The 18,854-nt window shown below is 67.5% G+C and carries 16 protein-coding genes; all 16 read left to right on the forward strand.

What is annotated here, in order from left to right; translation table 11 throughout:
• Positions 1-36: 36 nt before the first annotated feature.
• The 16 genes from QM638_RS15350 (at position 37) to QM638_RS15425 (ending at position 18,817) form a co-directional block, all read left to right on the forward strand.
• Positions 37-369 (forward strand): DUF6112 family protein, encoded by a 333-nt coding sequence (locus QM638_RS15350; RefSeq protein ID WP_415143183.1) that lies wholly within the window; start codon positions 37-39, stop codon positions 367-369.
• A gap of 29 nt (positions 370-398) precedes the next feature.
• Positions 399-1,718 (forward strand): conjugal transfer protein TrbL, encoded by a 1,320-nt coding sequence (locus tag QM638_RS15355; RefSeq protein ID WP_415143185.1) that lies wholly within the window; start codon positions 399-401, stop codon positions 1,716-1,718.
• The gene (locus QM638_RS15360; RefSeq protein ID WP_415143187.1) at positions 1,715-3,187 is read left to right on the forward strand and encodes an SCO6880 family protein; all 1,473 of its coding nucleotides are present in this window, start codon (positions 1,715-1,717) and stop codon (positions 3,185-3,187) included. The genes QM638_RS15355 and QM638_RS15360 overlap by 4 nt, the downstream gene beginning before the upstream one ends.
• Positions 3,188-3,317: 130 nt before the next feature.
• Positions 3,318-4,115: a type IV toxin-antitoxin system AbiEi family antitoxin gene (locus QM638_RS15365; RefSeq protein WP_415143189.1), complete on the forward strand. Its 798-nt coding sequence runs from the start codon at positions 3,318-3,320 to the stop codon at positions 4,113-4,115.
• Positions 4,112-5,089, forward strand: coding sequence for a nucleotidyl transferase AbiEii/AbiGii toxin family protein (locus QM638_RS15370; RefSeq protein WP_415143191.1), 978 nt, complete (start codon positions 4,112-4,114; stop codon positions 5,087-5,089). Before QM638_RS15365 ends, QM638_RS15370 begins: the two co-directional genes overlap by 4 nt.
• Before the next feature lie 63 nt (positions 5,090-5,152).
• Positions 5,153-5,557, forward strand: a complete 405-nt coding sequence (locus QM638_RS15375; RefSeq protein WP_415143193.1) for a hypothetical protein — start codon at positions 5,153-5,155, stop codon at positions 5,555-5,557.
• Between the two features lie 176 nt (positions 5,558-5,733).
• The gene (locus QM638_RS15380; protein ID WP_415143359.1) at positions 5,734-7,035 is read left to right on the forward strand and encodes a VirB4 family type IV secretion system protein; all 1,302 of its coding nucleotides are present in this window, start codon (positions 5,734-5,736) and stop codon (positions 7,033-7,035) included.
• Complete coding sequence (locus tag QM638_RS15385; RefSeq protein WP_415143195.1) at positions 7,032-8,027, forward strand: hypothetical protein; 996 nt, start codon at positions 7,032-7,034, stop codon at positions 8,025-8,027. Before QM638_RS15380 ends, QM638_RS15385 begins: the two co-directional genes overlap by 4 nt.
• 77 nt (positions 8,028-8,104) lie before the next feature.
• Positions 8,105-9,202 (forward strand): serine/arginine repetitive matrix protein 2, encoded by a 1,098-nt coding sequence (locus QM638_RS15390; protein ID WP_415143196.1) that lies wholly within the window; start codon positions 8,105-8,107, stop codon positions 9,200-9,202.
• Positions 9,202-9,759, forward strand: a complete 558-nt coding sequence (locus tag QM638_RS15395; RefSeq protein WP_415143198.1) for a hypothetical protein — start codon at positions 9,202-9,204, stop codon at positions 9,757-9,759. Before QM638_RS15390 ends, QM638_RS15395 begins: the two co-directional genes overlap by 1 nt.
• Complete coding sequence (locus QM638_RS15400; protein ID WP_415143200.1) at positions 9,756-11,519, forward strand: type IV secretory system conjugative DNA transfer family protein; 1,764 nt, start codon at positions 9,756-9,758, stop codon at positions 11,517-11,519. The genes QM638_RS15395 and QM638_RS15400 overlap by 4 nt, the downstream gene beginning before the upstream one ends.
• A gap of 33 nt (positions 11,520-11,552) precedes the next feature.
• Complete coding sequence (locus tag QM638_RS15405) at positions 11,553-11,972, forward strand: single-stranded DNA-binding protein (RefSeq protein WP_415143202.1); 420 nt, start codon at positions 11,553-11,555, stop codon at positions 11,970-11,972.
• A gap of 86 nt (positions 11,973-12,058) precedes the next feature.
• Positions 12,059-12,499: a single-stranded DNA-binding protein gene (locus QM638_RS15410; RefSeq protein WP_415143204.1), complete on the forward strand. Its 441-nt coding sequence runs from the start codon at positions 12,059-12,061 to the stop codon at positions 12,497-12,499.
• A 29-nt stretch (positions 12,500-12,528) separates the two neighbouring features.
• Positions 12,529-13,113: a hypothetical protein gene (locus QM638_RS15415; protein WP_415143206.1), complete on the forward strand. Its 585-nt coding sequence runs from the start codon at positions 12,529-12,531 to the stop codon at positions 13,111-13,113.
• Between the two features lie 113 nt (positions 13,114-13,226).
• A complete protein-coding gene (locus tag QM638_RS15420) occupies positions 13,227-13,751 on the forward strand; it encodes a hypothetical protein (RefSeq protein WP_415143208.1) in 525 nt (174 codons plus the stop codon).
• Between the two features lie 182 nt (positions 13,752-13,933).
• Positions 13,934-18,817 carry a helicase-related protein gene (locus QM638_RS15425; protein ID WP_415143210.1) on the forward strand — a complete coding sequence of 1,628 codons (4,884 nt, stop codon included), beginning with the start codon at positions 13,934-13,936 and terminating at the stop codon, positions 18,815-18,817.
• The last annotated feature ends 37 nt before the right edge of the window (positions 18,818-18,854 follow it).

Raw genomic sequence — 18,854 nt, forward strand, 5'->3', positions numbered from 1 at the left:
GCAACCGCTCATCCGCGCTGAATCAGGAGACCACCAATGCTCACGCTCGCTCACCCCCTCTCCACTCTCTCGAGTGGCGTCGCCGCCGTGCTTCCGGCCGACATCAACATCTCCCCGAACTCCAACGGCCTCCCCGGCATCAGCCAGCTCCGCACCATCGTCGGCGCCTCCATGACCGTCGGCCTCATCCTCTCTGTGCTCGCGCTCATCGTCTCGGCGATCGTGTGGGCGCTCGGCGCCAACAGCAGCAACCCGCACCTGGCCGGGCGTGGCAAGACCGGCGTCCTGATCGCGCTGGGTGCCGCGATCATCACCGGTGCTGCCGTGGCGCTCGTGAACTTCTTCTGGAACGTCGGCCAGTCGGTCTGAGCCCGGGCTGCCAGAACGAGGACACGACGATGGACGTATGCAACGTGCCTGTCATCTCCAGTGTGTGCCACGCTGCCGGAGATGCTGCAGCAAGTCTGGTGACGGCGCCCTTCGACTGGCTGGCACACGCGATGGGCGGTGCAGCCGGCTGGATGTTCGAGGCGATGTGGAAGGTCTTCGACTCCACCACGATGGTCGACATCACCAGCCCCCAGTTCGTGCGGGTCTACAACATCCTGTTCGGAGTAGCCGCGTTCGTGATGGTCGGCTTCTTCCTGCTCCAAGTCATCGGCGGAATGATCCGCCGCGAACCTGGCGCGCTGTCGCGCGCGCTACTCGGCCTCGCAAAGTCGATCCTCGGCTCCTTCGTGGCACTCACCCTGCTGGCTGCCGCCTTGGAGCTCACCGACCAGATCTGCATCGGTATCGTCCAAGCCGCCGGCACCAACATGGCAGACATGGGCGGACGCATCGCCCTGCTGGCCAGCGGCCTCGCCACCCTCAACATCGCAGCACCTGGCGTCGGCGCCGTCATCACCATCTTCATCGCGGGACTGGCCATCGGCGGCGCGGTCATGGTGTGGATCAGCCTCCTCGTCCGCAAGGCCCTGATTCTCATCGCCATCGTCTTCGCACCCGTGGCACTTGCGGGCGCGACGTGGGACCACACACGCGGCTGGATCAGCAAATGGATCTCCTTCGTCGTCGCGCTGATCGTGTCCAAGGTCGTCGTGGTGGTGATCTTCCTCCTTGCCACTTCCCAAGTCTCAGCGCCCATCGACGCCGACCTGCAGTCGGTCAGCGAGCCCATCGCCGGGGTCGTGCTCATGCTCATCGCGGCCTTCGCCCCCTACATGGCCTACAAGGCGATCTCGTTCATGGGCTTCGACATGTATCACTCGATGAGCATGGAGCAGGAGGCCAAGGCCGCACTCAACCGTCCGCTTCCGATCCCGACGACCCGACGAGGCGGCGAGGAGCCGAAGAAGGTACTCGACGGAACAAGCGGCAACGGCGGGTCCGGCTCTTCGCCGACTCCGTCCCCTTCGCCCGCTTCACCGTCACCTGGGTCGTCAGGACCCGGCACAGGGGGTGCGGCTCCCGGCGGAACCTCCTCGGCAGCAGGAGGGGCCGCTGCCGGCGCGGGCGGCGGCGTCCTTGCCGGTGCGGTCGTAGCGAAGGAGGCAGCGACCGCTGGCCCTCGAATCGGCTCGCGGGTGGGGGCAAGCGCTGAAGGCCATGCCGATGGGGCTAACCAAGCAGCAGGGAGTCCGCCGCCACCGGCACCGCTGGTGCCGCACGTTGCCGACCCCACCCCCTCGGTGAAGTCGCGAGGTGAGAAGAAGTGAGCGCGCCCACCTCCCAGCGCGTCGGACGTGAAGCCGAGTTGACGCCGGTGAAGTTCTCCCGGCTCTCCAAGCGTGGCGTGCTTCTTGGGATGTCCGGCTCGCAACTCGTCGCGGTCGGCATCGGCGCGGTCGTGCTTGTTTTCTCGCTGTACCTCGGTGGTGGCGCCATCCTCGCCTACGTCTCACCGATCCTGATCGGGTGTGCAGCGTTGGCGTGGGTCGGAGTTGGTGGACGCAAGCTCGTCGAATGGCTTCCAATCCTGATCCGTTGGACACGGCGATCCTCCGGCGGCCAACTCATCTACCGCCGCCGCATCCTCAAACCCCGGCCAGCCGGGGTACTTGCCCTGCCTGGTGACGCGGCCCGACTGCGTCAGTGGGTCGACGCCGAGACCGGAGCCGTCATGGTCCACGACCCCCACACCGCAACGCTCACAGCCCTGGTGTCGGTCACGCACCCGGCGTTCGTACTGCTCGACCCGATCGAACAAGAGCGACGAGTCACGAGCTGGTCGCGAGTGCTGGCGACCGCCTGCCGCTCGGGGCGGATCGCCTCGATGCAGATGATGGAGCGCACCCTGCCCGACTCCGGCAAGGGGCTGGCCGAGTGGTGGCAACGCCACGGCCAGCACGACGGCTCCTGGGCCTCCACCACCTACGGCGAGCTCATCGACCGTGCCGGGCCAGCGGGTGAACGTCATGCAAGCACCGTCTCAGTCGCCCTCGACATGAAGAACGCCGCACGCGCCATCCGCGCAGCCGGCGGCGGGATGCGCGGAGCCGCAGCCGTACTGCGTCAGGAGATGACCACCATCACCGCCGCACTGCGCGCCGCCGACCTCGCACCGTCGGCTTGGCTGGAGCCCGGCGACTTGGCCGTGATCCTCCGCTCGGCCTACGACCCTCAAGTCGCCGCCACCCTGGAGCGTCACGGTGACCTCGGCCGCGACCTCGCCACCGCCGGACCCGTCGCTGTCACCGAGTCATGGAGCCACCTACGCAGCGACTCGGCCCACCACTGCGTGCTGTGGATCAGCGAATGGCCGCGCTCACTCGTCTATCCCGGCTTCCTGTCCTCGATCCTTCTCTCCTCCGGCATACGCCGCACCTTTACGCTGCTCTATACCCCGATGCGGGCAGACCACGCCGCCCGCGACATCCGCAAACGCAAGACCGAACACGTCTCCGACGCAGCCCAGCGACAGCGAATGGGTCAGATCGAGGACGCTCAGCAGGACGCCGAGTACCACGATGTACTGCGCCAGGAGGCCGACCTCACCGCCGGCCACGGCGTTCTGCGGGCCACCGGCTTCATCACCGTCAGCGCCACCACCCCTGAGGAGCTGGAGCAGGAAGTCGCCGCGATCGAGCAGGCGGCTATCCAAGCCTCCTGCGAGACCCGCCGCCTCTGGGGCCAACAGGCCCAGGCCTTCGCCACGGCCGCACTTCCGTTGTGTAGAAGCGTGTGAGTGTCGCGGCAGTGGCATTTGCATCCGAATCAGAGGCAAAGTTGTCACGATTGACACTCCTCTGCGACAAGGACATACTGGTGTCACGCAGAACGTGTTTGCGTCCAAATCAGAGGCAAGGAGGTGCGCTATGACACGCTCCATCCCGCCATCCTTGGCACCCGTGGTCGCCGAGCTCGAACTGGAGGCCGCCGATCTTGTCACCACCGCGAAGCTAGACGAGATCGTCAAGGCGTCCGGCGTTGGCACAGCCACTCGCACGGTGGCAACTCGCCTACGCGAACGTGGCTGGCTCCTTCCGACTGGTCAGAGAGGGGTCTGGGAGTTCGCCCCCGGTGCCACTGCTGGAGCCGTTAGTCGCGGCGGGCACACCCGTCTGTTGCGGTCAGTGTTCGCACGTACAGACGTGGCTTGCGGACTGACCTTCCAGGCGGCCGCGTGGGCACACGGCATCGCGGATCGCGCTCCTGTCCGGCTGGAAGTCGCCGCTGAGTCGGCCCGTGAAGCGCGCAAGCTGCCCGACGGGCTGGACGTGTCCGTCTTCGACCCAACGCTCGGATACGTCACGCTCAAGGGGGTGCCTGTGCTTCGACCTGCCAGCGTGCTGGCCCACATGGCCAGCAGCCCGACCGACGTTCGGTCCTGGACGAGTGCGTTGGAGTGGCTCCCCGACCTCGTTGCCGAAGCCACGCCAGACGATGTCTTGACAGAGCTCAATGAGCGCCCGGCAACGGTGACAGCACGGCTGGGCTACCTGATCCAAGGACTGCGCCCCGACATCGCTGAGAAGATCGCCGGTCCAAGCACCAAGACCTGGTTCGGCCCGCGCCAGAAGGTGATCCGCCATGACAGCCACTGGCAGATCGCAGACACCCTCCTCCCGTTCGACCCCCGGAGTCTGGCATCCGTCGCCGGAGCGAACGTATGACCAGCGGCCCGATCACCCTGACCCTGGGCTGGCTCGGTCGGCACACGCCACCAGGTGCTGGCGTCGATGGTCGACGAGCCGCCGAGATCGACATCGCCCAAGACCTGCTCCTACGCGAACTACACCAGCACGGCGTGCTGGAAGCACTCGTGTTCAAGGGAGGCACGTCGCTGCGGAAGCTCTATGCGGGCAACCAAGGACGCTTCTCACTTGATCTCGACTTCAGCGTGGCCGACCCCGCCTCCGACCCCGACACCGTGGTCCTCGAGCTCATCGGCGAGATCGAAGGGCTGCGCGTCGGGCCGTTCACCTATGGGATCGCAGAGCGCCGGGGCAAATGGTGGTTGACCATCGACAGCGACCTGAATGACGAGGAATCGGGGTTGGCGAGCAAGATCGACGTCTCGCCCCCGCCGTGGCTCACACCGGTTCGACGTGGCTGGGTTCCCATGCCTGTTCACAACACCTACGGCGAGCCCGGCCAGCCTGAACTCCAAGTCATCCGGTTGGAGGAGAACATCGCAGAGAAAGTCTCGCGGCTGAACCGCACCACGACCGCACGCGATCTCTACGACCTCGCATGGCTGGCCACACACCAGCGCGACGTGGGTGTCCTGGACACCGATCTCATCCGGCGACTCGCGGTGCTGAAGATATGGGTCGACGCGCACGGCGTCTCGTCTGCGACCTGCGCGTGGCGGCCGGGCCACGAGCCTCGGTCGTTTGATCCCGACCAGTGGCTACGGACGCGAGGAGTCGCCGAAGTCGACCTTGACGACATCGGCGCCTTGGCTGTGCCCACACCGTCGCTGGACGATCTCAACGCGACCATCAACGCCCACTTCGGGTTCCTCCGCGAGTTAGACAGTGACGAAAAGCAGCTCGCGACAGCACGCCAGCAGGACCGTCCGCTCGCGCTGCGCCTCCTCGCGGAACTCCCTGGCTACAGACTGGCCAACCTCGGCATCTACTGACGTTTCGCTTCGCAGGGGGTCGAAGCGCACCTCCTTCTCGACCACATCGAGAAGGAGACCGAGATGCCCACGTTCGAGAACCCGGCGGTTGACGCCGACGAGGTCCAGACTGCACTCAGGGCTCTGGCGCACGCGACACGTTCCATCGACGACCCGCGCCAGATCTACTCCATGCTCGGATCGCTGACGTCGGCCGTTGCCTCGCTGAGTCAGTCCCTCCATCAGATCGCAGCGTTCCACGACGGTCCGGCCAAGAGTGGCGGCTGGGTACCTGCCGAATCGACACAGGCCAGGTCGACGGCCTACCGGGTGTCGTGGGAACTCCACCGTGCCGGCGAGGTCTTGCACCAGGTCTCGGAGTCGATCAACAGTGCGCACGAGGCCGAGGCAGTCCTTCGCTACCACCGAGAGTTCCCCGATCACGGAGCGCGCCAGAGCGCCGCGGTCGACCACGGACTGTCGCTGTGACCAAGTGGAATGACGAGCGGTTGCACAGCGCCGTCTTGGTTGCCCCACGTCGGGAGCGGCGTCGTGACCGGCGAGCTCGGCAGGCGTCAGCCAAGTCGCTACTGACGGAGGACCGCGACGCTCGCAAGGCGAGCGCGACGCAGAAGACCGAGAAGTTGGCGGCGGAACGTCGGTCGATGACGGTCCTGCCACGTTCCGGGGAGCCCGGCCCGGCGGCCCTTCGGACATCCGGCCGCTTGCGGCTGCCTCGCCATCAGGACACCTCGGCCACCTGGGGCGGTGCGTATCCGTTCGTCGCTGAGGGCGGACTCGGCTCTGACGGGGTGTTCGTCGGACAAGACCTCTACAGCGGAGCCTCGTTCGTCTACGACCCGTGGGTGCTCTACCGCAACGGACTCATCACCGCGCCCAACGTCGTCGTGGCCGGGATCGTGGGTTCTGGCAAGTCAGCGCTCGCCAAGAGCCTCTACACCCGTTCCCTCCCGTTCGGACGGCGGGTCTACGTGCCTGGCGACCCGAAAGGTGAGCACACGGCGGTCGCGCGGGCCGTGGGTGGCATGGCCATAGAGCTGGGGCACGGAATGCCCGCACGACTCAACCCGCTCGATGAGGGCTACCGGCCTGCCGGGCTCGACGATGTTGAGTGGGCTGCGCAAGTCACGGCTCGTCGACGCGACCTCATCGGGGCCTTGACCGAGACCGTCCTCGACCGGCGGCTCACGCCGTTGGAGCACACGGCCATCGACGTCGCTCTGGCCAGCACTGTGCGTGCCGCCGAGGTTCCGCTACTGCCGATGGTGGTCGACCGGCTCCTGAGTCCCGACAAGCGTGACGATAGCGAGGGTCGACTGGCCGAGGATGGCCGTCTCGTCGGGCACGCGCTGCGGCGTCTCGTTGGTGGCGACCTGGCCGGCCTGTTCGACGGGCCGTCGACCGTGCGGTTCGACCCAACGCTGCCAATGGTCTCGCTCGACCTCTCGCGGGTCACCGAGAACGCGACCTTGATCTCGGTGCTGATGACCTGTGCTTCGGCCTGGATGGAGTCCGCACTGGCTGACCCCGACGGCGGACAACGCTGGGTGATCTACGACGAAGCCTGGCGCCTCATGTCCCACCCCGCGCTGCTGCGACGCATGGACGCACACTGGAGGTTGGCCAGGCACTACGGCATCGCAAACATGCTGATCTTCCACAAGCTCAGCGACCTCGAAACCGTGGGCGACCAAGGATCGGCAATGAGAGCACTCGCCTCCTCGCTGCTGGCCAACGCGGAGACGCGCATCATCTACCGCCAGGAATCCGACCAGTTGGGCGCAACTGCCGATGCGCTCGGGCTGACCGGCACCGAGCGGCAACTGCTTCCGACGTTGGGAACCGGGCAGGGCTTGTGGCGCATCAAAGATCGCTCGTTCGTCTGCCAGCACCAGCTCCATCCTGCCGAGCTAGAACTCTTCGACACCACGGCCAGGATGCGATGAAACGGCTTCCTGACCTGCGGGTGCTGTCCTACGGGGGCGGCACACAGTCAGCGGCGCTGGCACTCATGTCGGCAGCCGGCCAACTTCCGAGACTGAACGCGGTCATCTTCGCGGACACCCACGGCGAGCTGCCAGAGACCTACGAGTACGCCGAGTACGTCCAGTCCCATCTCGACCGTGCAGGCATTCCGTTCATCCGCGTCTCGGCGGGCTCGTTGGAGGAGGCGTTGCTGTCGCCGGTGCGCACGTCCAGCAATCCGACGCCACCCGCTCATGTGCTCAACCCGGACGGAAGCGCCGGGAAGGTGCTCGGCTATCGCTGCTCCTACGACTACAAGCGTCGGGTGGTGACACGGGAGGTCAAACGGCTGGCCAACGAGCGGGGCGGCGGCCGAGGAGCGTGGAAGCGGACACGGGTCGAGCAATGGCTCGGGTTCTCCGTGGATGAGATAGCGCGCTGTAAGGAGAGCACGGAGTGTCGCTGCGGTCACTCCCGGCTTCGGTCTCCACGCGGCAAGGACAACACCGACGACGTGAGCGGTCACAGGCCAGCATGTGATCGGTGTGACTGCGGCGGCTTCGATCCGTGGCAGGTCAACGTTTGGCCGCTCATCAAGGACTTCGGGCTCTCGTTCCGCCGCAGCGACACCATCGGGTGGTTCGCGCAGAACGGGCACCCGACACCGCCCAGGAGTGCCTGCTGGTTCTGCCCGAACTCACGGAACGCCCGGTGGGCAGCGCTGAAGTCGGAACACCCGGAGCTGTGGGAACGCGCGTGCCTGCTGGACGAACACATCCGCAACGGAGGAGCCTTCAACGCTCGCGGCGGTGCGGCGTTCGCCGGCCAAATGTTCCTGCACGCTGACCGTGTTCCGCTCCGCGAGGTCGACCTTCGTTCCGAAGCTGAGCGTCAGGTCGACGCCGGGCAAGGCGTCCTCTTCGACGAAGCAGCCCTCTCGATCGACTGCATCAGCGGCGCCTGCTTCACCTAGTAGCCACAGCCACGCCTCGCAGCGGCGGATCTTGCCGCGCACCTTGCGTTGGAACGCACCGAGAGCAGGAGGACCTGATGGCGACGAGGGCGCGGCTGAGCCGCGAAGAGCAGGACGCGAAGCTGGAGGCCCTGCATCAGCGGCTGACCGAAGCAGTCAACGGCCTGGTATCGGGCGAGGACTGGAAGCGAGCACTCGAGTTCGCGGCGCGGTTCCGATCCCGGTCCTTCAACAACACGCTGCTGATCTACGTCCAGCACTACGCCGCGTTCCAGAAGGGCCTCGTGCCCGACCCGATGCCGACCTACGTCGCGGGGTTCAAGCAATGGCTCAGCATGGGCCGCAATGTGATGCGAGGGCAGTCTGGCTACCAGATTCTCGCCCCGGTCACGGCCCGGTTCGCCTCCCCGACCCCCGAGATCGACGATTCGTGGAGGCGGCTCGGGCGCGGTGAGAAGCCGTCTTGGGGCGAGGTCGTGCGATCCAAGCTCGTCGGTCTCCGACCTGCCTACGTCTTCGACGTGTCTCAGACCGACGGCGACCCGATCCCGGAGACCCCGCGCCCGGTCCTGCTCCACGGTCAGGCGCCAGAAGGGCTGTGGGACGGCCTCGCTGCCCAGGTCCAGGCGCGCGGGTTCGATCTGCGGGTCGTCGCCAGTGCGAGCGAGATCGGCGGAGCCAACGGGCTGACCAACTACCTGACCCACGAGGTCTCGGTGCGCATCGACATGGACGCCGCGGCGCAGGTCAAGACACTCGCGCACGAGCTCGGCCATGTCATGCTCCACGGCCCGGACAACGAGGACGCGGTAATGCACCGAGGCGTCGCGGAGGTCGAAGCCGAGTCGGTCGCGTTGATGGTCGGCGCCGCACACGGTTTGGGTACCGACGACTACACGATCCCGTACGTGGCTTCGTGGGCCTCCAGCGTGCCAGGCAAGACCCCTGCCGAGGTCGTGCAATCCACGGCCGAGCGGGTTCGCGGCACGGCTGTCAAGATTCTCGACCAGCTCGACACCCCGATGGTCGGCGACGGCAACCCACCGGGGTTAGACCGCGAAGCGCTTGCACGCGAGCACGCAAGCGGACGGAAGCCTCTGGGTGTCAAGGCAGGACCGACCGCTGAAGCCACGCACGCCGTCAGCAAACCCAGCGTTGAGGCGGTGGCGCTGTGATGACCCGACGCCACCACCGGGAGGCTCATGACCGAGTCGCTGATCGGGTCCCGGTCGTCCTCCCACATCTGACCATCACCATCAACGGCACCGACGCCGGCCCGGACGATGCCCGGTTAACGGCGAACCTCGACGGCAAGCCCTACCCGCTTCCCAGCAACTTGAGCGCGGGGCGTACGGCGGTTGGCGGCTTGGTCGAGCGGGTCACCAGCGACTTGGCCCAGGCGGTCCGCGTCGAGGTCCGCGAGACCGACGGCACCGTGTTCACCGAGATCGTGACGCCTCGACCCCTACACGCGGAGTCAGCGACCCCGGTGACCGAGGCGCCCATGATGTCGACGGTGGCGGAGGTTGGTGGCCGCCTTGAGGTCGGGGGCAGCGGCTTCGACCCCGAGGAGCAGGTCGCGGTCGCGGTGGTGGTCGCCCATCAGACTGCTGGCCCCGACGGCTGTGCGCGGCTACGCCTGCCCGCCGCACTGTTGGCGTCCAGGCCGGGAACGGTCGTGCTGGTCGGCCGCTCGTCCGGGTTCGTCGCTGTCAGCGGGAGCAGAGCGTGAACCCGCGCGGACGCGGCGTCGACGACGAGCTGGTCAACCTCGGGCTGATCCTGGTCGGCGCAGCAGCAGCCGTCGCCGCCGTCCTGTGGCTGGGCGGCACGGTCGCCGCTGTAGTCACCGGCAACCCCATGCCAACCGGCGGGATCGCCGCAGGGCTTGGCGTCCTGACCCACGCAGGCGCACCGGGCGAGGCGTTCGGCGCCCCCGGACTATCGCCGTGGATCTACTGGCCGACCGTTGCCGCGCTGCTGGCGTGTGTGGGGGCTATCGCCTTCGGCTGCTGGCGATTGGTCTCGGGGGCGCGTCACAAGTCATCGCGTGACCCGCACCGTCTCGCGGGCGTCGCCACGGGCCGCGATGTAGCGGCTACGGCCTCAGAGAAGGCTCTGCTCAAACGCGCCCACACGCTGCGCCCCTCCCTGGCGAAGCCGACAGCTCCCGACGTCGGCTACCTGCTGGGACGCGCTCGCGGCAGGGGCGTCTGGGCATCGGTGGAGGACTCGATCCTGCTGCTGGGGCCACCGCGCTCTGGGAAGGGCCTGCATGTTGTCATCAACGCGATCCTCGACGCACCCGGCGCGGTGGTGACGACCGCAACTCGACCGGACAACATCGCCGCCACCATCACCGCCCGCAGTGACCGGGGTCCGGTTGCAGTGTTCGACCCGCAGCGGCTCGCCGACGGCCTCCCCGCCGGGCTGCGCTGGTCCCCGGTACGGGGATGCCAAGACCCGTTGACGGCGATGATCCGGGCCACTGGACTGGCCTCGGCGACCGGGCTGTCGACGGGCGGGGTGGAGTCCGGTGGGTTCTGGGAGGGCAAGACCCGAACCGCGCTCCAAGCTCTGCTCCACGCTGCCGCGTTGGACCAGCGCAGCCCTCGGGAGCTGTTCGGGTGGATCCTCTCACCATCGGCGGCGGCCGACGCCGTCGCGGTGCTGTCAAGCCACCCGGACGCGGCACCCGGATGGGCGGACTCGCTGGAGTCGATGATCCATGCAGACCCCCGCACGCGCGATTCGATCTGGATGGGTGTCTCGCTCGCTCTGTCGTGTCTGGCTGACCCGCGTGTTCTCGATGCGGTGACACCCGCACCGGGTGAGGACTTCGACCCAACGAAGTTCCTGACCTCCAACGGGACGCTCTACCTCCTCGCGACCGGAGCCGGGGCTGGCGCGTCGTGGTCGCTGGTGGCCGCGTTCATCGAAGACCTGGTGGAAACCGCACGGCACCTGGCCGCCGGTTCACCCGGAGCCCGCCTCGACCCCCCGCTACTGCTGGCACTCGACGAGATCGGCAACCTCTCACCGCTGCCATCCCTGCCCACCTTGATGGCCGAGGGCGGCGGCACCGGGATCACCACCATGCCAGTCCTCCAGTCCCTGTCCCAGGCCCGCGACAAGTGGGGCGACCACGCGGCCGGAGCAATCTGGGACGCGAGCATCGTCAAGGTCATCCTCGGCGGCACCGCCGCCGCACGCGACCTGCAAGACCTCTCCGCCCTCATCGGGGAACGAGACGAGCACACCGACACCATCTCGGTGGGCGACTACGGCTCCCGCTCCCTGCAACGCTCCACCCGCCGGGTCCCCGTGATGCCACCGGAAGTCATCAGGACCCTCCCGTTCGGCACCGCCCTGGTGCTCCTGCGCAGTGCGCCTCCCTTGGTCACCGACCTGCGTCGATGGACCGATCGCCCTGACGCCGCCGCCATCCGCGATGAGCGCCGACTCGTCGAAGAGCAACTCCGCTGCCGCTGAGAGCGAAGGCGCAGACATGACAGGACCGACAGCATGGTGATCCCGACCGCAGCGAGCCTCCACGGTGTGGTGATTGACGATCCACGCCTCACCGTCATCGGCAAGGGCCCTGCCCGCTTCTTCGCCCGTATCGAGGTGCGACACGAAGCACCGCCCGACTCGTGGGGCGGATCGCCGAAAACGACCCAGCACGATCTGGTGATGTACGGCGACCGCGCGGCCCGCGCCTACGAAGTCATCCGGGCTGGCGACGCGATCGTGGCCTCTGGCTACGTCGATGAGTACGAGTACGACGGACACGGCATGGTCGAGGAGTTCGTCGCCGAGCAGATCGGTCACGACTCGGGCCGGACGAGGTACTCCGTCGAGCGCCGGGGTGTGAGGCGCCCGCAGTCTCCTCCTGCGACCCGGACCGCCCAAGCGCTACCGCCCGACCCCCGCCTCGGTCTCTGAACGATGCTGCCTTGGGGGCTTGCGCGCACCTGACCGGCGAGAGCCGGCGCCCACTCGGGGCGTTGCACGTCTAGCAGGAGCACCCAATGTCAATCCCCACCCAAATGAGCATGACCGGGTTCGTTGCTTCCGATCCCCAGCTCACCCGCACACGCGACAACGTGGCGCGCTGCTACATGCGCGTCGGGGTCGAGCACGCGCGCAAGGAGACCGACGGGACCTTCACTCCGCTGGAGCCCAGCTACCACGATCTCGTGATCTACGGCGCCAGCGCCGAGCGAGCCAACAGCCGATTCCACAAGGGCGACAGCTTCGTCGCCTCGGGCTACACCCACGAGTACGAGGTCGAGCGCGATGGCGAATACGTCCCGCGGGAGGAGTTCGTGGCGCGTCGGATCGGCCACGACCTCGCCCGCACCCGCTACGCCGTTGACCGGTCCCCGACGCACCAAGGCCCCGCGCGTCAAGCCGAGATCAACGGGCCGCGGTCGAGCGCGCAGCCCGCAAGCCAGGCCATCGGCCTGTGAGACCAGACGACACCCCGACGACGACCTCGATGGGTACCACCGATCACTTCCCCGACCCGCACCTGGACGAGCCGGACTACTACGGCAGCTCTGAGGAGCAGCAGGTACGGCCGGTCAACTGGAACCTCCTTACCGCCGACGAGGCGAGAGCCGAGTGGCTGGACCTCGACAAATGGGTCAACTGGCTGCGTCGTACCTACGGCCTGCCACCGGCGGTGCTGCCGCCGTTCTGGCACCGCCATGACGAGCTGATCTGGGAACTCTCTGCGCTCCACCTGCACTGGCTGGCCTGCTACGACCCCGACGCGTCGGGTTCGGCGCCGCTGGCGTGGCATCACGACTTCGCCGAGGCCCGCAACCGGCTGCGCGAATGGGTCTCCACCGCGGGAACGCGGCTCGACCATGACCGCCCGACCCGGCAGACGATCTGGCCCGGTGAGCCGCTGCCCCCAGCCTCGCTCGAGCGGGTGATCGAGAACAGGGACGAGGACTTCGTTCAGTTCGTCAATGAGGACCTCACCGCACGGCGTCGCGTCGAGCAGCGGGTCGACGCCTTCGTCCAGCAGCAGGCACAGACCGCTGGGAGCAGCGGGTCTCGGGACGGCGGCAGGTAGGGAGTGAGTGATGGCTCGTGGACGCTCACGGCACGAGGTCGAGGGCCAGCTGACCCTCGACCTGTGGGGCGAGGAGCCGGCCCAATACGGGCCGGCACAGGAGGTGGATGGCGATGAACCGGTACGCGCGACTGGCGATGACGCACTGGCAACGCTGGGCACCGAGCCGGGTGCGGGCGTTGAAGGACCCGGAGGCGTTCTTCACAAACCTGGGCGAGCAGGTGCAGGCGCAGGTGAGCGATCTGGCGCGCCTGTTGGCTGGGCCGGACCCGGAGAGGGAGACTTACAAACAGAAGGTCGCCCGGCTCCAGGCGGCGACCCGGACAGCGGAGGAGGTCGTGATGGCGCAACTGGTGTGGACACCGGCACCGGAGTTGACCTTGGCCGAGGCCCGGGAGGAATGGGAGCAGACCCGTCCCTCCGACGAGGCCCTGATCTCCTGGGCGGAGCGGATTCAAGACTGCCCGGACCTGATGCCCTCGGCAGCGGAGCTGGAGGACAAGGCGAAGACCTGGGCGGTGACACCGGAGTTCTTGACCTCTTTGGCGGCGGCACCGATTCCCCGGAGCTTCCTCGCCGAGAACCAGGCGACGATGGCCGAGGCAGCCACGCTCCGGTTCCTCCGCGACGTCCGCTAGACCCGGCACCTGCACCGAGTTTCGTCCCGGCCAGTCAGGACGACCTCGCCCCGTCGGGCGCGAAGGCCCGCTACGCCGCGAACATCGAGGCCATCCGCGTCCTACGGACCCTGACCGACGAGCAGCGCCCAGCAACAGCCGAGGAACAGCAGACTCTTGCCCGCTGGTCGAGTTGGGGTGCCGTGGCCGACGTGTTCGACACCAGCAAGGAGAACTGGACCGCCGAACACCACGAGTTGCGTGGCCTGCTCACCGACGAGGAGTGGTCGGCGGCTGAGCGCACCACCCTGAACGCGCACTACACCGACCCGCTGGTGGTACGCCAGATGTGGCGGGCACTCGGCTCGCTCGGCTTCACCGCCGGCACCGTGCTGGAGCCCGGCAGCGGCGCAGGCACCTTCATCGGCATGGCACCGACCGGAGCCCGGATGACCGGGGTCGAGCTCGACCCGCTGACCGCGGCGATCAGCCGGGCGCTGTACCCGCACGCCCAGGTGCGCACCGAGTCGTTCGCCGACACCCGCATCCGCACCGGCACGTTCGATGCCGCGATCGGCAACGTCCCGTTCTCGGACGTGAAGCTCCACGACCCGATTCACAACCCGGGCCACGGTGCCGGACGGCACTCCATGCACAACCACTTCATCATCAAGTCCCTCGCCCTGACCCGACCCGGTGGCTTGGTCGCGGTGCTGACGAGCCACTACACGATGGACTCCCAGAACCCCGGAGCCCGCCGGGCGATGGCTGAGATGGCCGACCTACTTGGCGCGGTCAGGCTGCCGAACGGCGCATTCCAGCGTGCCGCTGGGACAACGGTGCTGACCGACCTGCTGCTGTTCCGCCGCCGTCTGCCCGGCGAACCCGTGCGGTCACCGGAGTGGGAGAAGGTAGTCCAGGTTCAGATCGGGAACGACGAGATCAAGATCAACACCTACTTCGACGCCCATCCCGACCACATGCTCGGCGAAGTGAGCACAGGGACCGGCACCTACGGCGTCCCGATGCTGCGTGTCACCGGGAACCTCGACGGCCTGGAGGACGACCTCACCCAGGCCCTCGACGAGATCATGTTCACGGCCCGCCGCAACGACCTGACCATGACCGCACCCGACCCCGCAGCCGGGGCGAGGGGGCGGGGGCATCCGGTGACCGGCGGGGTCGCGGCCGAAGACCTGTGGGCGGGCAGCCTCGTCGGTCAACCCGACGGCACCTTCGCCACCGTCGCTGATGGGTTGTTGGAGCCGGTCAAGGTGCCCAAGAACGCCGCCAGCGAGCTGCGTGCCCTGCTGGAGCTGCGTGACCAAGCCTCCCACCTGCTGACGCTGGAAGGCGCGTCCGCTGAGGACACCGAGGAGATCACCGCCGCGCGAGCAACGCTGAGTCGCGACTACCGCAAGTACGTGGGCCGGTGGGGACCCATCAACCGGTTCACCCTGCGGCCGACTGGGCGGATGGACGAGAACGGCGAGGACACCTACGCCCGCATCGTGCCCCCGGCGATCCGGCTGCTGCGGACCGACCCGTTCGGTGCGCTGGTGCTCGCACTGGAGCAGTTCGACGACGTGGAGCAGGTCGCCACCCCCGCCGCGATCATGAGTCGCCGCGTCGTCGCACCGCGTCCCGAGGTCCAAGGGGTCGACACCCCAGCCGATGCCATAGCGGTCAGCCTCGACAAGACCGGTGGCGTCGACCTGCCGATGATCTCCGACCTTCTCGGACTCGGTGGGGACGACGCCCGTGAGGCACTGGCCGGGCTGGTCTTCACCGACCCCGACACCAAGACGCTCGTCCACGCACCGGAGTACCTGTCGGGTGACGTGCGGACCAAGCTCGACCAAGCCCGTCTCGTGACAAAGGAAGAGCCGGAGTTCGAGGTCAACGTGCGGGCGCTTGAGGCGGTGATGCCACCGACCCTGGGTGCCGACGAGATCACGGCGAAACTCGGCGCGGTGTGGATCAGCGCCGAGGTCCACCAGGCGTTCCTCAACGAGCTGCTCCGCGTCGAGGACGTGAAGGTCGAGAACCCGCTGCCGGGCATGTGGGAGGTCCGGGGCGGACGCGGTGGCCTGCTGTCGACGAGCGAATGGGGCACCGTCCGGCGTCCCGCGCCTGACATCGCCCAAGCGGTCATGGAACAGCGGGCTGTACTGGTTCATGACGAATTCGAGGACGCCGACGGCCGCAAGCGCCGCGTTCTCAACCCGGTCGAGACGACCGCCGCTCAGGAGAAGGCCGACGCTCTCTCGGAGCGGTTCGCCGAGTGGGTGTGGGAGGAACCCGAACGCGCACGCGGACTGGTCGAGGAATACAACCGGCGCTTCAACTCCATCGTGCTGCGCGACTACACCGATGCAGGGAACTACCTGACCCTGCCCGGCGTGGCCGAGGGGTTCACGCCGCGTCAGCACCAGCGGGCAGCGGTAGCTCGGATGATTGCGGAGCCCTCGGCTGGCTTGTTTCACGAGGTCGGTGCTGGCAAGACCGCCGAGATGATCATCGGGGTCTCGGAGATGCGGCGCATGGGGCTGGTGAACAAGCCGGTCATCGTGGTCCCGAATCACATGCTGGAGCAGTTCTCCAGGGAGTGGTTACAGATCTACCCGCAAGCCCGCGTGCTGGCCGCGTCGTCTTCGGATGTGTCAGCGGAGAAGCGCCGCGAGTTCGTCGCCAAAGCGGCAGCGAACGATTGGGACGGGATCATCTTGACCCAGACGGCGTTCGCCAAGATCCCTCTGCGTCAGGCGACCCAGGACGACTACGTGCGTGCCCAGGTCGACCAGCTCCGGGCAGTGTTGGACAACGCCGAGGCCGGGCAGGCGATGACGGTCAAGCGCATCCAGCGCAAGCTGCTCCAGACGGAGAGCAAACTCGAGGAACGCATCGACACCAGCCGTGACGAGGGCGTGTGCTTCGAGGACACCGGCATCGACTACCTCTGCGTCGACGAGCTGCACCTCTACAAGAACCTCGCCACTGACTCCAACATCCGCGACGCCGCCATCGACGGCTCGGCCCGCGCCGCCGACCTGCACATGAAGCTGGAGCACCTGCGCGCCTCCGGCCGCTCCCGGGTGGTCACCGGCGCGACCGCGACCCCGATCGCCAACAGCGTGACCGAGGCGTTCGTGATGCAGCGCTACCTGCGCCCCGACCTCCTCGACGCCGCCGGCATCGGCTCCTTCGATGCCTGGGCGGCGACCTTCGGGCAGACGGTCACCCAGATGGAGATGTCTCCCACCGGCGCGTTCCGGCTCAAGACGAGGTTCGCGAAGTTCCAGAACGTCCCCGAGATGCTGCGGATGTGGTCGGTGTTCGCCGACGTGAAGACCGCCGCCGACCTCGACCTTCCCATCCCGGCCCTCGCTGAGCGCGACGACGGCCAGCGAGCTGCTGCGACAGTCCCGGTCGAGCCGACCGTCGAACTCGAACGGTTCGTGGAACAGCTCGGCGAACGGGCCGAGGCCGTGGCGAACAAGGCGGTCCGGCCCGAGGAAGACAACATGCTCACCATCTCCACCGACGGCCGCAAAGCCGCCCTCGACATCCGCATGGTGCTGCCCGACCGGCCCTCCGGTCCCACCAAGGTCGACGTCGCTGCCGACGCCATCACCGCCGTGTGGGAACGAACCCGGGACAACGAATACCTCGACCCGCTCACCGGCCAGCCCTCACCGATCAAGGGCGCGCTCCAGTTGGTGTTCTGCGACATCGGCACGCCCAACCCCGACAGGTGGAACGCCTACGACGAACTCGCGCTGCAACTCAACGAGCGCGGTGTTCCCGGTGATCGCATCCGTTTCATGCACGAGGCCAGCAACGACGCAGAGAAGGCCCGCCTGTTCGCCCAAGCCAGAGCCGGGCACATCTCAGTTCTCATCGGCTCGACCGAGAAGATGGGCGTGGGGACCAACGTCCAAGCCCGCGCGGTCGCGCTGTGGCACATGGACTGCCCTTGGCGACCAGCCGACCTCGCCCAAAGGGACGGCCGCATCCTGCGGCAAGGCAACCAGAACGAGGAGATCGCGATCGTCCGGTTCGTCACCGAACGGTCCTTCGATGCCTTCATGTGGCAGACCATCGAACGCAAGGCCACCTTCATCGCCCAGGTCATGCGCGGCCGGCTCGACTCCCGCGAGATCGACGAGATCGACCCCGGTGCCCTCTCGGCCGCCGAAGCCAAGGCCCTCAGCTCTGGCAACCCGCTGCTGCTGGAGCACTCCACCCTGACCAGCAAGGTCGCCGAGCTCCGTCGGCTGCAACGAGCCCACGAACGCAACCAGAACATGCTCGCCCACACCGAGCGCCGTGCCGACGAGGAGATTGCCCGGTTCACCGAGCACATCTCCGCCCTCGAAGCAGCCGTGCCGTTGGTCACCGACACCAGCGGGGACCGCTTCCGCATCACACTCGACGGCCGCCATTACACCTCCCGCGCCGACGCCGCCGGGGCGCTTGAACGCTGGATACAGGCCAACCGGCTTCAGTGGATGCCCACCTACCGCGGCCAGGAGTACGGCGTCATCGGCAACATCAGCGGCTTCGACATCGAAGTCAAGACCAGCCCCGGCATGGGCATCCTCAACGTCACCACCAGCCTCGTCGGTGTCCCTCGCTCCTCCTTCACCCTCACCCAGCGCGAGTTCCTCGCTGGTGGAGTGGGCCTCGTTCAGCGCATCGAGAACCGCGTCTCGGCCATCCCGACGCTGCTCACCCACGTCCATGAAGACCTGGACAAGGCCGAGCGGTCCAAGACAGAGGCGGCCCAACGCATCGGCCAGCCCTTCAAGCACAGCCAGGCCCTCGACCAGGCAGAGAAGCAGCTCGCCACCCGTCGAGACCGCGTTGGCTGCGATGCAGGACGAGAACCGCGAGAGACCCGCTGCACCCACGTTCGTCTCGTCGCACGTACCGGCCCCGGTCACGGTACAGACACTCCGGGATCACGTCTCGGCGACCAAGCGCGTGGTTCCCCCGTCCGTCCCCGAGACCGACAGCAACCGACCTCCGGGCCACTCGCACGATGGGCCGGACTACGGACCTGGCCTATGACGCGGAGCGCCTAGCGCACCTTCCTGGCGACCACAAAGAGAGGAGACCCCC

Origin of the sequence: Nocardioides sp., from assembly GCF_047606145.1 — a bacterium.
GTDB lineage: Bacteria > Actinomycetota > Actinomycetes > Propionibacteriales > Nocardioidaceae > Nocardioides.

Coding starts and splice junctions, on each gene's coding strand:
- QM638_RS15385 (WP_415143195.1), top strand. CDS start 7,032: ATGAAACGGCTTCCTGACCTGCGGGTGCTGTCCTACGGGGGCGGCACA.
- QM638_RS15370 (WP_415143191.1), top strand. CDS start 4,112: ATGACCAGCGGCCCGATCACCCTGACCCTGGGCTGGCTCGGTCGGCAC.
- QM638_RS15390 (WP_415143196.1), top strand. CDS start 8,105: ATGGCGACGAGGGCGCGGCTGAGCCGCGAAGAGCAGGACGCGAAGCTG.
- QM638_RS15405 (WP_415143202.1), top strand. CDS start 11,553: ATGGTGATCCCGACCGCAGCGAGCCTCCACGGTGTGGTGATTGACGAT.
- QM638_RS15420 (WP_415143208.1), top strand. CDS start 13,227: ATGAACCGGTACGCGCGACTGGCGATGACGCACTGGCAACGCTGGGCA.
- QM638_RS15350 (WP_415143183.1), top strand. CDS start 37: ATGCTCACGCTCGCTCACCCCCTCTCCACTCTCTCGAGTGGCGTCGCC.
- QM638_RS15365 (WP_415143189.1), top strand. CDS start 3,318: ATGACACGCTCCATCCCGCCATCCTTGGCACCCGTGGTCGCCGAGCTC.
- QM638_RS15375 (WP_415143193.1), top strand. CDS start 5,153: ATGCCCACGTTCGAGAACCCGGCGGTTGACGCCGACGAGGTCCAGACT.
- QM638_RS15355 (WP_415143185.1), top strand. CDS start 399: ATGGACGTATGCAACGTGCCTGTCATCTCCAGTGTGTGCCACGCTGCC.
- QM638_RS15395 (WP_415143198.1), top strand. CDS start 9,202: ATGACCCGACGCCACCACCGGGAGGCTCATGACCGAGTCGCTGATCGG.
- QM638_RS15410 (WP_415143204.1), top strand. CDS start 12,059: ATGTCAATCCCCACCCAAATGAGCATGACCGGGTTCGTTGCTTCCGAT.
- QM638_RS15380 (WP_415143359.1), top strand. CDS start 5,734: ATGACGGTCCTGCCACGTTCCGGGGAGCCCGGCCCGGCGGCCCTTCGG.
- QM638_RS15415 (WP_415143206.1), top strand. CDS start 12,529: ATGGGTACCACCGATCACTTCCCCGACCCGCACCTGGACGAGCCGGAC.